The sequence below is a fragment of the Enterobacter cloacae complex sp. HYC074_NIDB genome (assembly GCF_056673345.1).
The window spans coordinates 2,447,675-2,461,174 of sequence record NZ_CP114214.1 but is presented as its reverse complement, the minus strand read 5'-3'; the positions used below and the strand labels follow the sequence as shown (position 1 = coordinate 2,461,174).

Here is a 13,500-nt window from a genome sequence, read left to right as displayed (position 1 = left end):
CGCTGACGATAACTCAGTAAGCCCGAGAGAAGGGATTTCAGGGGTTAGTGTCTTCGCTCAAGCGGAAGTTATCGCAGCACGATACCGATAACGCTTGAGCTGGTGCGATCACCAAATGTATGTGAAACATTGAAAATTTCACAGTACAGCATAATTGGCCTCCTTATATATTCAGTAGGTTAATGGATGAAGGGAGTGTAGCGGGGGAAAATGGGTTTGGCTAGTGGGAAGTGCCGTATATTCCCCTCACCCTAACCCTCTCCCCAAAGGGGCGAGGGGACTGTCCGGTGCGGTTTTCACCCTCTCCCCTTTGGGGAGAGGGCTGGGTGAGGGGTAATGCTTAAATCGAAGTACGACGATAGCTACGGTATTCCGGCATCCAGAAATTATCATCAATCGCTTGCTGCAACGCATCGGCAGAGGTTTTCACCGCGACGCCTTGCTGCTGCGCCATTTTGCCTACCGCGAAGGCAATTGCGCGGGACACTTTATGAATGTCTTTCAGCTCCGGCAGTACCAGGCCTTCACCGTTATTCACCAGTGGTGAGTGACCTGCCAGCGTTTCGCTCGCGGACATCAGCATTTCGTCGGTGATGCGGGACGCGCCGGAAGCGATCACTCCCAGACCAATACCCGGGAAGATATAGGAGTTATTGCACTGCGCAATGGGGTAGAGCTTGTCCTTCCACACCACCGGATCGAACGGACTGCCGGTCGCGACCAGCGCATTGCCTTCGGTCCAGGCGATGATATCCTGCGGCGTCGCCTCCACGCGTGAGGTCGGGTTCGATAGCGGCATCACGATAGGGCGTTCGCAGTGCTTATGCATCTCGCGAATGATCTCCTCCGTGAAGAGGCCGGTCTGCCCGGATACGCCGATCAGAATATCCGGCTTCACGTTGCGCACCACGTCAAGAAGCGAGAGCACTTCGTTATCCGTATCCCAGTTTTTCAAGTTCTCGCGCTTCTGCACCAGTTTGGTCTGGAACGGGAGCAGGTTTGGCATACCGTCGGTCAGCAGGCCAAAACGGTCCACCATAAAGACGCGGGAGCGGGCGAGCTCTTCGCTTAAGCCTTCGCGCTGGGTCTGGGCAATAATTTGCTCGGCGATGCCGCAGCCCGCGGAGCCTGCACCCAGGAAGACAATTTTCTGATAGCTAAGCTGGCTGCCTGCCGCACGGCTCGCAGCAATCAGCGTACCGACGGTCACTGCCGCAGTGCCCTGAATGTCATCGTTGAACGAGCAGATCTCATCGCGGTAGCGGTTCAGCAGCGGCATGGCGTTTTTCTGTGCGAAGTCTTCGAACTGCAACAGCACGTCCGGCCAGCGGTGCTTCACGGCCTGGATGAAATCATCCACAAACTGATAGTACTCGTCGTCGGTAATGCGCGGGTGACGCCAGCCCATGTACAGCGGATCGTTCAGCAGTTGCTGGTTGTTGGTCCCCACGTCCAGGACCACCGGCAGGGTGTAGGCCGGGCTGATCCCGCCGCAGGCGGTATACAGCGAGAGCTTACCGATGGGAATACCCATCCCGCCAATGCCCTGGTCGCCAAGGCCCAGAATACGTTCGCCATCGGTTACCACGATCACCTTGATGTTGTGGTTCGGCACGTTTTGCAGAATGTCATCCATGTTGTGACGGTTCTGATAAGAGATGAACACGCCGCGGGAACGACGGTAGATCTCCGAGAAGCGTTCACATGCCGCGCCGACGGTTGGGGTGTAAATGACGGGCATCATCTCTTCGAGATGGTTCTGCACCAGGCGGTAGAAGAGGGTTTCGTTGGTGTCCTGGATATTACGCAGGTAGATGTGCTTATCGATTTCGGTTTTAAAACCCTGATACTGGATCCAGGCGCGTTCCGCCTGTTCTTCAATGGTTTCAACCACTTCAGGCAGCAGGCCCAGCAGGTTAAAGCTGCTGCGCTCTTCCATGCTAAAGGCGCTGCCTTTGTTCAGAAGGGGAAACTCCAGTAAAACCGGACCGGCGTAAGGAATATAAAGGGAACGATGTTTTTTCAGTTTGTTGTCCATGTCACTCACTCTTTTTAAGAAGATCCGTCCCTGACACTGCTGTTTGTCATCTTTCTGGCCTGTGCTACGGGGTGCGGTCGGTTGATATTATAAAGGAGCTGAATATTAATTACCGCAACACATAAACAAAAACACCATCGGGATTACCGATGGTGTTGTGAATATCGTGCCGGAACTTACTTGCCGGAAGGGCGTTTTCTGCCGGTAGCGTGGGTAACCTGCGTTTCGTTACCCTCCTCAATAACCACTTTACGCTTGTTAGAGAGCTTGTAGTTCAGTCCCAGAATGTGGCGTGCCTGACGGTTCGATTTCATTTTAACTCCTCAATCCCGTTGATAGTTTTAAGGACAAGTTTGCTCACGCAAACGAAATGTAACCCCTTAGGTTGCAGATCCAGCTTAGCAGGTTTTTACAAAGGTGCATTTTGCCCGCTGACCACATAGTTGATGGTTTGCTGGTAGATGTCACTGAGGATGTCATTGTCTGTGGCTTCCACCCACTTGGTCAGTTCCATCAAAATGTCATCTTCGGTAACAACGCCGTGCTCTGCCTGAAGACCCTGCGCAATCGCGTTAACGAGTTCGGGTTGTGCTGCTGTGGTATGTGCCGGGTAATAAGTAAACATGCTGCCTCCGTGTCGTTGTCTGTTTAATGTTACGGCGTGCAAAATCGTAATTCACATTCAGATTGGCAAATATTTTCGCCGTTGTGGTTCAGATTCGTCCTGGAAATAAAAATATCATCTCTCCTGGCACACAAATAAAATTCAGGGTTTCCAGCGGCGTAAATTTGTCGTTTTTTCATAAGGCATGGGCGTCGGCCAGGAGATCAATTCCACAATGCTGCCCCAGGGGGTCTGTCCATAGCAGAAAGCATTCCCTTCACCTTGCTCATCCGGAAACGTGAGCGGCTTTGGCGCGGTAAACATCTCCCCGCCGGCAGCGGTGAAAGCGGCTATCGCCTTATCAAAATCATCAACATAAACAGCAAAATGCTGGAGGCCAAAGTCGCTGGCGCGGGCGGGCATTCCCTGTTCAGGGCCATGCATTTCGAAAAGTTCAATGCCGGGTCCATGGGGCATAACAAGCATGCGAATGGCGTGAATTTTTGTGCCGGGAAATAATTTTAAGGTGTGCTGTTGGGCGGCCTGATCAATATTATCGGTTTCCGCATCGACAGAATGATATAAAACCTGTGCGCCGAAAGCGCGTTCAAAAAATAGGGTGGCTTTTTCAATGTCGGGCACCGTAATACCGATATGGTCGATGCCCCTTACTGACGATGGCATAGTAAACTCCTGCTATAAAAAATTTAAATATAGCAGGAGATAATCAGGATATTACCACTTCATTTCGCCGGTATTCACTTTGGCACTCAATTCCAGCGAACTGGCTTCCGCCAGATTCGGCCACTGTTTTTTCATCGTGCTAATGACGCCGGTTGACGCTTTATGTGTCATGAGGGCCTGTTCAAACTGATGTAGATAGCGACGGGTAAAGTCGATAGCGCCGGTACCCGCTGGCGGTGTCCCAAGGTAGTGGCCCGGAATAACGTGTTCGGGCTTAAGGGCTGCCATGCTATCCAGCGTCTGCTGCCACTGTTTGCGGCTTTCCGGCGTTTGGGTATCCGCCGTCCAGACGTGAATACCCCACGAGACGCCCGTGCCGCCGAGGATGGTTTTTGCGGATGGGATCCAGACGTACGCCGCATAGCTCTCAGGCTCTTCAATATTCACTCTTTCACCATCAATCATAAAGGTGGTTGAGGCAAGCACTTGCGGCACGTAGAGCTGTGACGGCGCGCCGTCTTTCATCTGTGGCCCCCAGAAGGCGAGCTTCGCGTCTTTTGTGGCCCTGATATGGTCCACCACCTGTTGCGTGGCGACAACTTTGGCATTAGGGAAGGCTTTCACCAGCGGTTGCAGGCCGAAATAGAAATCCGGATCGCCGGAGGTGATCACGATTTTGTTCAGCGTTTTACCGCTGTGGCGAATTTTTTCTACCAGCGCTTCGCCATCCTTCACGCTGAACTGCGCGTCAAACAGCACTGCCTCTTTCGGCCCAGATACCAGGGTGGATGAGACGGCAAAAATGCCTTTTTCCTGCGGGTTGTACGTATCAACGGTCAACGGCGCGGCAAAGACGGCCGGAGTGAAAAGGGTTGTCAGCAAAGCAAGGCGGGCGATAGTCATGGTCATGTCTCTGTTCTTCAGGAAAGTCTCTATTGTACGGATCTCTTCATTTGCCAGAATTCCTGAAACAGGAGATGCTTAGTTTCATAAATCGAGCAAATGGAGGTCAAAATGGATCGCGTTATTGCCGCCCAGGTGTACAACCGCATCTGTGAGCTGGGGAGTTTAAGCGCGGCGGCGCGGGCGCTGGGGATCTCCCGTCCGATGGTGAGCCGTTATCTGGAGCAGATGGAGAAGTGGGCCGGGGCGCGGCTGGTGAACCGCTCCACCCGCAAGCTGACGCTGACGGCTGCGGGGGAGAAGGTCCTGCAAAAGACCCGCACGCTCTCGCAAATTTCTCAGGAAATTGAAGATCAGTCAGTGAAGGATTTACCCTCAGGCACGCTTCGTGTCGCCTGCGCGCACTTTACGGCGATGCATATTATCGTTCCGGTGCTGCCCGATCTGTTGCAGCGTTACCCTCAGCTGCGCATTGAGCTGGATGTTAACAATCATCCGGTAAGTCTGGTGGGCGAGCGAATTGACGTGGCGATCCGCATCACCGATAACCCTGAACCGGGCATGATCGCCCGCCGACTGGGAGAGTGTCGGTCCGTACTTTGCGCCTCGCCGCACTACCTTGCCAGTCGGGGCGTTCCAGTGCAGCTGGAGGATTTATCCCGGCACAACTGCCTGCATTACAGCTTTTTTGCCGGTCAGTCGTGGCGTTTTTTGACGCCAGAAGGGGAGTCGGTCACGACGGCGGTCAGCGGCAATCTCAGCGCCAGTATCTCGTCATTGCTGATGGAGGCGGCGATAAACCACTGTGGTATTGCCATGCTGCCCGAGCGCGAGGCCGACGCGGCGCTACGGCAGGGCAGCCTGGTGCCGGTGCTCGGCGCCTTTACGCCAAAACCGATCGGTATTTTTGGTATTTATCAGTCGCGAGACTATCAGCCTGCGGCGCAGCGTGTGTTCCTGGATGCACTTGCAAACCACCTTGCCACGCGCTCGGACTAGTCTGTCTTCCCTGCAAAATGGATTATGCGTCCTATACTTATCCCTTTGTAAGCCAAAAGGAGAGCAAGAATGACGATTCATAAGCACGGTTCAGCACACTGGTCTGGCGACATCAAACGCGGCAAAGGGACGGTCTCAACAGAGAGTGGCGTCCTTAACCAGCAACCTTACGGCTTTAACACCCGCTTCGAGGGCGAAAAAGGGACTAACCCGGAAGAGCTGATTGGCGCAGCGCACGCGGCCTGTTTCTCTATGGCCCTGTCTCTAATGCTGGGCGAAGCGGGTTATACTGCCGATTCCATCGATACCACGGCGGATGTCTTGCTGGATAAAACCGACAGCGGTTTTGCCATCAGCAAAGTGGCGCTACAAAGCAAGGTGACGGTACCGGGTATCGATCCGCAGCAGTTCGACGGCATTATTCAGAAAGCGAAGGCGGGTTGTCCGGTATCGCAGCTGTTGAAAGCCGAAATCACGCTGGATTACAAACTGAACTGATATCAGGCCGGGCAAATGCCCGGCTAACCTTTCACTGCCGCAGGGAAAACCTCGGCAAGCCACGCAATAAACACTCTCAGGCGATGCGTTAAATGCCGACTCTGGGGATAGACCACGTGAAAAGGATACGCCTTAGGACGCCAGTCGCTCAGGATCTCTACCAGCGCGCCCGTTTCCAGATGCGCTCTCGCAGCATAGCCAAACGTCTGAATAATCCCTAAACCCGCCAGCGCCGCGGCCAGATGTGCGTTGCTTTCATTGACCCCAAGGTGGTGCGGAACGCTGATCTCCAGGGGCTCACCCCGGTCAAGGAAGCGGAACGGAAATGCGCGTCCGGTAACCGGGGAAAGGTAGCTAATCAGCTTATGGCCGTTGCGCAGCTCCTGCGGATAGGCAGGGATGCCGTGAGCTTTAAGATAGCCCGGCGCCGCGCAGGCGATCATCCCGGCATCACCGATATGCCGCGCGATAAGCGAAGAGTCATCCAGCGGGCCGCCGCGGATCACGCAGTCCACGTTTCCGCTGATTAAATCTACCGGACGATCGGCTACCCCCAGGTTAATGCGCAGATCCGGGTAGCGCTGAAAAAAATCCGGCAGCAGGGGGATCAGCACGTCCCGGGCGGTTGAGCCCCCCACGTCAATACGCAAATGGCCTTTGGGCGTGCAGCACGATGCGCGAAAGGCGGTATCAATGTCCTCTATATCAATTAATACCCGTAGCGCTTTCTCGTAGTATTCCATGCCTTCTGCCGTCGTGACCACCCGGCGCGTCGTGCGATGCAGCAGCCGTGTTTCCAGGTGCGCTTCAAGTGATTTTACCAGCTTGCTCAGCGTGGCTATCGGCATGTTCAGGGAGTCTGCCGCTCGGGTAAAGCTTCCGGATTCAACCACCCGCGTAAAGGCACGCATTGCCATTAGCTGATCCACATAGATCTCCTCTGATTATTTCCTGCTGTGAAAATTCATTTTCATTTTTGCCCGTTTATCGCTAATCCCGCAAGGTCTAAAGTCTGCCTGACGCGGGCAAACGCTCCTCTTTTACATCACAACAAAGGTTATGAGTATGAATACAACGCTTGCAGGAAAAATCGCTCTGGTGACCGGTGGCAGCACCGGTATTGGTCTCGCAACGGCACAGGAGCTGGCGGCGCAGGGAGCGAAGGTCTATATCACCGGACGTCGTCAGGCCGAACTGGATGCTGCCCGGGCAGACATTGGCGCCGCGGCGGTAGCTATCCGCGCGGACGTCTCCAGAATGGCCGATCTGGATGCGGTTTACGCGCAGATTGCTAAAGAAGAAGGACGACTCGATATTCTGTTCGCCAACGCCGGGGGCGGCGACATGCTGCCGCTGGGCGCTATCACCGAAGAGCAGTTTGACCGGATTTTTGCCACCAACGTGCGCGGCGTGCTGTTCACCGTCCAGAAAGCGCTGCCGCTGCTCTCATCTGGTTCATCCATTATCCTCACCGGATCGACGGTTTCGATTAAGGGGACGGCGAATTTTAGCGTCTACAGCGCCAGTAAAGCCGCCGTGCGTAACTTTGCCCGCTCCTGGGCGCTGGACTTACAGGGCCGCGGGATACGCGTCAACGTCGTCAGCCCTGGCCCCGTGAAAACGCCCGGTCTTGGCGATCTGGTTCCCGAAGAACAGCGTCAGGGATTATACGTTGCGCTGGCGGCCCAGGTACCGCTGGGTCGCCTGGGCGCGCCGGGCGAAGTCGGGAAAGCCGTGGCGTTTCTGGCGTCCGATGCCGCCAGCTTTATTAACGCCACGGAGCTGTTTGTCGATGGCGGGATGGCGCAAATCTAGCGGTTACGCCAGCAGCGTACGCTTCGGCCTTCGGCTGCGGGCTGAAGCGGCTGCGGCCGTTCACATCCCTGCATCGCCAGCGGGCAGCGGTCGCGGAAGTAGCAGCCAACGGGCAGGTGGCGATTACCGGGAAGATCGGTTTTGCGTAATGCCAGATCTTCGTCCAGCGGTTCTCCGGTACGGGGAACGGAGTCAAGCAGCAGCTGCGTATACGGATGCCGCGGCTGACTCAGCACCTGGTCCGCCGGACCCAGCTCCACGATCTGCCCCAGATACATCACTGCCACCCGGTCGCTCATGTGCCGGACCACCGAGACGTTGTGCGAGATCAGTACGTAGGTCAGATTTCGCTGCTGTTGCAGGGCAACCAGCAAATTGAGGATCTGCGCCTGGACAGAAATATCCAGCGCGCTGGTGGGTTCATCCAGCACGATGATGTCAGGATCTGAAGAGAGCGCCCGGGCGATAGCGATGCGCTGGCGCTGTCCGCCCGAAAACGCATGCGGCAGGCGGTCAAGATATTCTGCTCGAATGCCCACCTGCTGCGCCAGCGTCTCAGCCAGCTGACGACGCTCCCGTTCGCTGCGGCGTTGCTGTATCCACACCGGCTCGGTGATGATGCGCCAGACGGGTAAACGCGGATCGAGGGACGAGAGCGGGTCCTGAAATACCATCTGCATACCGCCTGCCGCATTTGCGCGCTGACAGGCACCTGTACTCGGTTTGAGCATGCCCATCAGCAGTTGCGCCAGCGTGCTCTTTCCACAGCCGGATTCCCCCACAACGCCCAGCGTTTCGCCGCGATGGATCCGGAGATCCATGCCGTTGAGGGCGTGTACCTGCTCCGTCACGCGCCCCAGCCAGTTTTTGCGCGCAGGAAAATTCACATGCACGCTATCCAGTTCCAGCAGTACCTCAGACATGTCGTCTCTCCTGTTGTGGGTACCAGCAGGCAGCCTGTTGGCCTTCTGCGCCCGTGGAAATTAAGCGTGGCGTTTCGCTGCATTTCGCCCCGGCAGCAAAACAGCGTTCGCGAAAGGCACATCCGCGCGGGAGGTGGCTGAGGTTAGGCACCGTGCCGGGAATGGCCGGGAGGATCTCGCGCGGTTCACCATTTTCCGGGGCACACCGCAGCAGGCCAATCGAATAGGGGTGTACAGGATGGTGGATCAAAGTCTGCGTGCTGCCGCTTTCGATCACGCTGCCCGCGTACATAACGTACATCCGGTCACAAAGCTGCGACACCACCGCCATATCGTGACTGATAAACAGCACCGACGTCCCGCTGGCGCGCGCTTTGTGTTTCAGTAGCCGCAGCACCTGACGCTGAACGGTCACGTCCAGCGCGGTGGTCGGCTCATCGGCAATGATCAGCTCCGGCTCGCAGGAGAAGGCAAGGGCGATCATCACCCGCTGGCGCATGCCGCCGGAAAGCTCAAACGGATAGCGATCCATCACCTGTGCCGCATCCGGGATTTGCATCTCGCCCAGCAGGGCGATCGCCTTCTGCTGCGCGTCGCGGCGGGAAAGCGACTGATGCTGGCGGATCACCTCCACCATTTGTCTGCCAATCCGGCGCGTAGGGTTAAGCGCCGTCATCGGCTCCTGAAAAATCATCGCCACCCTGGCGCCGCGCCACTGACGAAGCTGTTTTTCCGACGCGTTCAGGACATCTTCCCCGAGCAGGGTGACCCGGCCATGGTGAACATGGTAACTGCCTTCCGGCAGCAGGCGCATCGCCAGCATCGCGGTGACCGATTTTCCCGAGCCGGATTCGCCCACCACGCCGACAATTTCACCCCGGCCAATCTCCAGCGAGACGTGGTTGAGCGCGTGGACGTCACCGCGAAAAATGGGGAAGCTCAGATGCAAATCTTCAATCGATAATACGGAATCACTCATGACTGCTTCCCTCCTGATTTGGGATCCAGCAGGTCGCGAAGACCATCGCCAAACAGATTAAACCCAACCGCCGTGATCAGAATTGCCGCCCCCGGAAACGCGCAGTACCACCACTGGTCAAGCACGTAGTTACGCCCCACGGCCACCATCGCGCCCCATTCGGCGGTCGGCTGCTGCGCGCCTAATCCAATAAAGCCCAGCGTGGCGGCCATCAGAATGGCGCTGCCGATATCCAGCGACGCCTGTACGATCAGCGGCGGCAGGGCGTTACGCAGGATATGCCAGCTGATCAGGTGCCAGCGCGATGCGCCAAAGGTGCGGGCGGCCTGCACGTAGGTGAACTGGCGCACCAACAGCGTTTGCCCGCGTGCCAGCCGCACGTAAAACGGAATGCGTACAATCGCAATCGCCAGCATCGCGTTAAACAGGCTTGGGCCGAGCGCGGCGGCCAGCGCCATCGTCAACACCAGCGAGGGGATGGAGAGCATAATGTCCATGATACGCATAATGATGGCGTCGCCGCGTCCGCCGAGTACGCCGGACAAACAGCCGAGCAGAGAACCGATGCCGCCCGCAATCACCACCACCGCCAGCCCCGCCGTGATGGACTGCTGGCTGCCCACCAGCACGCGGCTGAACAGATCCCGGCCCACCTCATCGGTGCCAAACCAGTGCTGGGCTGAAGGCGCCTGCAATCGCGCGGTCAGATCCAGCGCATTCGGATCGTGCGGGACTATCCACGGCGAGACCATCATCATCAGCAGCATCACGATCATAATCACCCCGCCGATCAGCGTGAGCGGGCTTTTGCGTAACATCCAGAATAGCTTTGCCCAGTTAATGCGCTGTTTAGCGGTGCTGACAGGGACGGGCGTTTCCTGAGTTAACATCATTCGGCACCTCCGCGCCCGATTCGCGGGTCGATCCACAGATACAGCAGATCCACCACCAGATTGACGAAGACATAGGCCAGCGATACCACGACCGCGAAGCCCATGACGGCAGGGAAGTCCAGCGCCTGAATGGAGGTCACCACCCAGGCTCCCATTCCCGGCCAGGCAAACACGGTTTCGGTAAGGACTGCCCCGTACAGCAGATCGCCCAGCGCCAGCCCGAGCACGGTAATGGAGGGGATCATGGCGTTGGGTAAGGCGTAGCGCAGCACGATGTACCACCCCGGCAACCCGCTCGCGCGGGCGGTACGAATATAATCCTCGCTCAGTTGCTCCAGCATCGCGGAACGTACCTGACGCGCCACAATACCCAGATGCACAAAGGCCAGGGTCAGGGAGGGGAGAATCAGGTGCTGTAGGGCGTTGAAAAACACCTCGCCGTTGCCTTCCAGCAGAGCGTCCAGTAGATAAAAACCGGTAACGTGGGCGGGCGGATCGAGCCAGTCGTCCAGCCTGCCGCCGCCGGGCAGAATTTGCAGTTGCCCGTAGAACAGAACGATAACACCCAGTCCCAGCCAGAAGGCAGGCGTCGAGATGCCGGTCATCGCCATCAGTCGCACCAGGTGATCCAGCCAGCGGTTACGGTACACCGCCGATAAAATGCCCAGCGGCACGCCAATCACCAGGGCCAGCAGCAAAGAGCAGAAGGCCAGTTCCAGCGTGGCGGGGAAAAAGGCTTTCAAATCTTCCGCAACGGGGCGACCGGTGCGAATGGATGTGCCCAGATCGCCATGCGCCAGCGCCTCTACATAGCGGCCAAACTGAATATAGAGCGGTTGATCCAGCCCCAGCTGCTGGCGGATGCCCTGCACGATTTCATCGCTGGCGCGGTCACCGGCCAGCAGGCGGGCCGGATCGCCGGGGATCAGGTGTGAAATAATAAAAGTAATAATACAGACACCGGCCACCACCAGGATTAACCCCCAGCAGCGCTGGCGCACAATGCTCCAGAACGTCATACACTTCCCCCCGGCGTGGGCCGTTACTTACTCATGGTGGCGATGTTAAAGACCTGCTCAAGCATCGGATTAAAGGTGAAGCCTTTGACCTCTTTGTTCATCGCCAGCTGATAGTTCTTCTGGAACAGATAAACGTAAGCCGCCTCGTCAATCACCACTTTCTGCGCCTGCTGGTAATCTTTGGTGCGCTCCGCCTGATCGGTGGTTTTCAGTGCCGCCTGCAACAGCGCATCGACCTCTTTGTTCTCATAGAATGAGCGGTTACCCGGCAGCCCTTTTTTGTCCGATTCGAACCAGTAGTTCATGAACATGTACGGGTCAGCGAAGTCCGGGCTCCAGTTACCAATCGCAATGTCATAATCACCTTTGCCGACGCGGTCGCGCATGGTGGCGTTCGCCAGTTTCTCGAGCTTGACGTTAATCCCCAGCTTGCCCAGGCTCGCCTGCGTGGAGAGGGCGATAGGCTCCCAGTTCGGGTCGTTATCGGAGTAGAGGAACGTCAGGCTGGCGGGTTTATCGTTGACTTTTTCCAGCGCCGCTTTGGCTTTGGCCTCGTCAAAGCTGTACTGCATGGCGTTCGCATCAAAGCCCCACATGCCCTCCGGGATCGGGCCGCGCATCTGCTTGCCGTTCCCGCTGAGAATGCCTTTCACCATCCCCTGATAATCGGTCGCCCAGGAGACCGCGCGGCGCAAATCCACCTGATTCATCGGAGGCTTACTGTTGTTCAGATAGAGGTAGGTCACCCGCAGGGACGGGTATTCCGCCACGGCCACTTTGCCTTCCTGCTTCAGAGCGGCAAGCTGATCCACCGGCAGGGCGTCGGCGATATCCAGATCGCCACGGGAAAGTTGCAGGCGACGCGAGGCGCTTTCACCGATAATCTTCACCGAGACACGCTTGAAGTGCGGCTTTTCACCCGGCCAGTGTGGGTTGGGCACCATCACCAGCTGCTGACCTTTCCGCCAGCTTTTCAGCATAAACGGTCCGGAACCCGCGGTGTTTTGCGCCAGGAAACCGCGAGCGTCGTCGGCGGCATTGGCTTTCAGCACCGCCGGGTTGACGATCGACGCGCCGTCATTGGCCAGCGTGTAGAGGAACGGGGCGAACGGCTGGCTGAGGGTGAATTTCACCGTATGCTCATCCACCGCGTCCACTTTCAAATCTTTCGGGAACGCTTCGGAAGGTCCCTGGTTAATTTTCAGCAGACGTTCAAACGACAGCTTGACCGCTTCGGCGGTCACCGGCGTGCCGTCGGAGAATTTTGCATTATCTGCCAGGGTGAACGTCCACTCTTTCTGGTCGTCAGACGCCTTCCAGCCCGTCGACAGATCGCCTTCCACCTCCGTGGTGCCAGGCTTGTATTTCACCAGACGCTGGTACGAGGGGTAGGTCACCGTCCAGTCGTTGTTATCGATAGTGACCGCCGGATCCAGCGTTTGCGGATCGGCAGCTTTCCCAATCACCAGCATATCTTTTGGCACCGCCGCCAGCGCGAGAGGGGCGCTCAGGGTGAGCGTAGCGGCAATCAGGGTTGTAAGCAGCGTTGTTTTCATGGCGGGGCTCCAGAATTACAGTGAGTGTGTGGTCGGATAACAGGCGAACTGGTCATCTAACAGCGGGTAGCTGGCGGCATTCGGCAGTTCGAAATGCCACCATTCGCTGCTGATGCCCACAAAACCGCCGCCGTACATAACGGCGTTCAGGAGCAGACGATTTCGCTGCGCCTCAGGCGGAACGGAAGGGTGCCAGGCATGAGAACGGTCGTGCATTTCGTCAAACCCGGCGCCCATATCCAGCACGTTGTCGTGTTCATCCATCAGCGTGACGTCAATGGCGGTGCCCCGGCTGTGGTTAGAGCCAATTGCGACATCCACCACGTATTCCGGATTGGGGCAGGCATCCCAGAGTTGCGACTGCGCCTGCTGGGGGCGGTAGGCGTCGTAAACCACCAGCTTCAGACCGGCCAGCGCGGCGATGCCGATCGCTTTCGCCAGCGCGGTGGCGGCATCCGTATGCAACAGGCACGCGGCGTGCTGGTAGATCGGGCGGCCAGTGATGTTATCGGCGGTCGCGTATTTCAGATCGATATGCAGCGTGGGAAAGGTTTTCGCCACATCAATCAGTTGACTCTCTTCAGGCATA

The 13,500-nt window shown here is 57.1% G+C and carries 15 protein-coding genes and 1 pseudogene; 3 read left to right on the top strand and 13 right to left on the bottom strand.

Annotated features, from left to right (window positions below; translation table 11 throughout):
• Positions 1 to 340 precede the first annotated feature (340 nt).
• The 5 genes from O1724_RS12075 to O1724_RS12055 all read right to left on the bottom strand — a co-directional run bounded on the left by O1724_RS12075 (position 341) and on the right by O1724_RS12055 (position 4,229).
• Positions 341 to 2,038, bottom strand: coding sequence for an NAD-dependent malic enzyme (locus tag O1724_RS12075; RefSeq protein ID WP_003857058.1), 1,698 nt, complete (start codon positions 2,036 to 2,038; stop codon positions 341 to 343).
• 176 nt (positions 2,039 to 2,214) lie between these two features.
• Positions 2,215 to 2,352, bottom strand: a complete 138-nt coding sequence (gene sra / locus O1724_RS12070) for a stationary-phase-induced ribosome-associated protein (RefSeq protein ID WP_045896840.1) — start codon at positions 2,350 to 2,352, stop codon at positions 2,215 to 2,217.
• Between the two features lie 95 nt (positions 2,353 to 2,447).
• On the bottom strand, positions 2,448 to 2,663 hold the full coding sequence (gene bdm / locus O1724_RS12065; RefSeq protein ID WP_003857061.1) for a biofilm-dependent modulation protein: 216 nt from the start codon (positions 2,661 to 2,663) through the stop codon (positions 2,448 to 2,450).
• Positions 2,664 to 2,804: 141 nt separating this feature from the next.
• Positions 2,805 to 3,326, bottom strand: a complete 522-nt coding sequence (locus tag O1724_RS12060) for a VOC family protein (RefSeq protein WP_003857065.1) — start codon at positions 3,324 to 3,326, stop codon at positions 2,805 to 2,807.
• A gap of 51 nt (positions 3,327 to 3,377) precedes the next feature.
• Positions 3,378 to 4,229 (bottom strand): Vmh family MBL fold metallo-hydrolase, encoded by an 852-nt coding sequence (locus tag O1724_RS12055; RefSeq protein WP_032666370.1) that lies wholly within the window; start codon positions 4,227 to 4,229, stop codon positions 3,378 to 3,380.
• Positions 4,230 to 4,340: 111 nt separating this feature from the next.
• Between O1724_RS12055 and O1724_RS12050 the strand changes: the two genes are divergently transcribed.
• Positions 4,341 to 5,228, top strand: coding sequence for a LysR family transcriptional regulator (locus O1724_RS12050; RefSeq protein ID WP_003857067.1), 888 nt, complete (start codon positions 4,341 to 4,343; stop codon positions 5,226 to 5,228).
• Between the two features lie 69 nt (positions 5,229 to 5,297).
• Positions 5,298 to 5,726 (top strand): OsmC family protein, encoded by a 429-nt coding sequence (locus O1724_RS12045; RefSeq protein ID WP_126296808.1) that lies wholly within the window; start codon positions 5,298 to 5,300, stop codon positions 5,724 to 5,726.
• Between the two features lie 23 nt (positions 5,727 to 5,749).
• Here the strand turns inward: O1724_RS12045 and O1724_RS12040 are convergent, their stop codons facing one another.
• Positions 5,750 to 6,655, bottom strand: coding sequence for a LysR family transcriptional regulator (locus tag O1724_RS12040; RefSeq protein ID WP_023324676.1), 906 nt, complete (start codon positions 6,653 to 6,655; stop codon positions 5,750 to 5,752).
• 136 nt (positions 6,656 to 6,791) lie between these two features.
• On the opposite strand from O1724_RS12040, the gene O1724_RS12035 reads away from it, so the two are divergent.
• Positions 6,792 to 7,541: an SDR family oxidoreductase gene (locus O1724_RS12035; RefSeq protein ID WP_126296807.1), complete on the top strand. Its 750-nt coding sequence runs from the start codon at positions 6,792 to 6,794 to the stop codon at positions 7,539 to 7,541.
• Here the strand turns inward: O1724_RS12035 and O1724_RS12030 are convergent.
• The 7 genes and pseudogenes from O1724_RS12030 to ddpX form a co-directional block, all read right to left on the bottom strand.
• Positions 7,495 to 7,605, bottom strand: a complete 111-nt coding sequence (locus O1724_RS12030; protein ID WP_349861263.1) for a hypothetical protein — start codon at positions 7,603 to 7,605, stop codon at positions 7,495 to 7,497. The genes O1724_RS12035 and O1724_RS12030 overlap by 47 nt on opposite strands.
• Positions 7,562 to 8,362, bottom strand: a pseudogene (locus O1724_RS12025) (ABC transporter ATP-binding protein); the annotation flags it as partial. The gene O1724_RS12030 and the pseudogene O1724_RS12025, both read right to left, overlap by 44 nt.
• A gap of 94 nt (positions 8,363 to 8,456) precedes the next feature.
• On the bottom strand, positions 8,457 to 9,443 hold the full coding sequence (locus O1724_RS12020) for an ABC transporter ATP-binding protein (RefSeq protein ID WP_022651223.1): 987 nt from the start codon (positions 9,441 to 9,443) through the stop codon (positions 8,457 to 8,459).
• Positions 9,440 to 10,336, bottom strand: coding sequence for a D,D-dipeptide ABC transporter permease (gene ddpC, locus O1724_RS12015; RefSeq protein ID WP_003857076.1), 897 nt, complete (start codon positions 10,334 to 10,336; stop codon positions 9,440 to 9,442). The genes O1724_RS12020 and ddpC overlap by 4 nt, the downstream gene beginning before the upstream one ends.
• Complete coding sequence (locus tag O1724_RS12010; RefSeq protein ID WP_003857077.1) at positions 10,333 to 11,355, bottom strand: ABC transporter permease; 1,023 nt, start codon at positions 11,353 to 11,355, stop codon at positions 10,333 to 10,335. Before O1724_RS12010 ends, ddpC begins: the two co-directional genes overlap by 4 nt.
• A 23-nt stretch (positions 11,356 to 11,378) precedes the next feature.
• Entirely contained in the window at positions 11,379 to 12,911 is a 1,533-nt protein-coding gene (locus tag O1724_RS12005; RefSeq protein WP_022651221.1) for an ABC transporter substrate-binding protein, read from the bottom strand.
• Positions 12,912 to 12,926: 15 nt separating this feature from the next.
• On the bottom strand, positions 12,927 to 13,499 hold the full coding sequence (ddpX, locus tag O1724_RS12000) for a D-alanyl-D-alanine dipeptidase (RefSeq protein ID WP_003857079.1): 573 nt from the start codon (positions 13,497 to 13,499) through the stop codon (positions 12,927 to 12,929).
• Position 13,500: the final 1 nt, after the last annotated feature.

What these genes read in the sequence shown, in the direction of transcription:
- sra (WP_045896840.1), bottom strand. Translation starts at nt 2,352, where the DNA reads ATGAAATCGAACCGTCAGGCACGCCACATTCTGGGACTGAACTACAAG.
- O1724_RS12010 (WP_003857077.1), bottom strand. Translation starts at nt 11,355, where the DNA reads ATGACGTTCTGGAGCATTGTGCGCCAGCGCTGCTGGGGGTTAATCCTG.
- O1724_RS12005 (WP_022651221.1), bottom strand. Translation starts at nt 12,911, where the DNA reads ATGAAAACAACGCTGCTTACAACCCTGATTGCCGCTACGCTCACCCTG.
- bdm (WP_003857061.1), bottom strand. Translation starts at nt 2,663, where the DNA reads ATGTTTACTTATTACCCGGCACATACCACAGCAGCACAACCCGAACTC.
- ddpX (WP_003857079.1), bottom strand. Translation starts at nt 13,499, where the DNA reads ATGCCTGAAGAGAGTCAACTGATTGATGTGGCGAAAACCTTTCCCACG.
- O1724_RS12075 (WP_003857058.1), bottom strand. Translation starts at nt 2,038, where the DNA reads ATGGACAACAAACTGAAAAAACATCGTTCCCTTTATATTCCTTACGCC.
- O1724_RS12055 (WP_032666370.1), bottom strand. Translation starts at nt 4,229, where the DNA reads ATGACTATCGCCCGCCTTGCTTTGCTGACAACCCTTTTCACTCCGGCC.
- O1724_RS12060 (WP_003857065.1), bottom strand. Translation starts at nt 3,326, where the DNA reads ATGCCATCGTCAGTAAGGGGCATCGACCATATCGGTATTACGGTGCCC.
- O1724_RS12045 (WP_126296808.1), top strand. Translation starts at nt 5,298, where the DNA reads ATGACGATTCATAAGCACGGTTCAGCACACTGGTCTGGCGACATCAAA.
- ddpC (WP_003857076.1), bottom strand. Translation starts at nt 10,336, where the DNA reads ATGATGTTAACTCAGGAAACGCCCGTCCCTGTCAGCACCGCTAAACAG.
- O1724_RS12035 (WP_126296807.1), top strand. Translation starts at nt 6,792, where the DNA reads ATGAATACAACGCTTGCAGGAAAAATCGCTCTGGTGACCGGTGGCAGC.
- O1724_RS12050 (WP_003857067.1), top strand. Translation starts at nt 4,341, where the DNA reads ATGGATCGCGTTATTGCCGCCCAGGTGTACAACCGCATCTGTGAGCTG.
- O1724_RS12020 (WP_022651223.1), bottom strand. Translation starts at nt 9,443, where the DNA reads ATGAGTGATTCCGTATTATCGATTGAAGATTTGCATCTGAGCTTCCCC.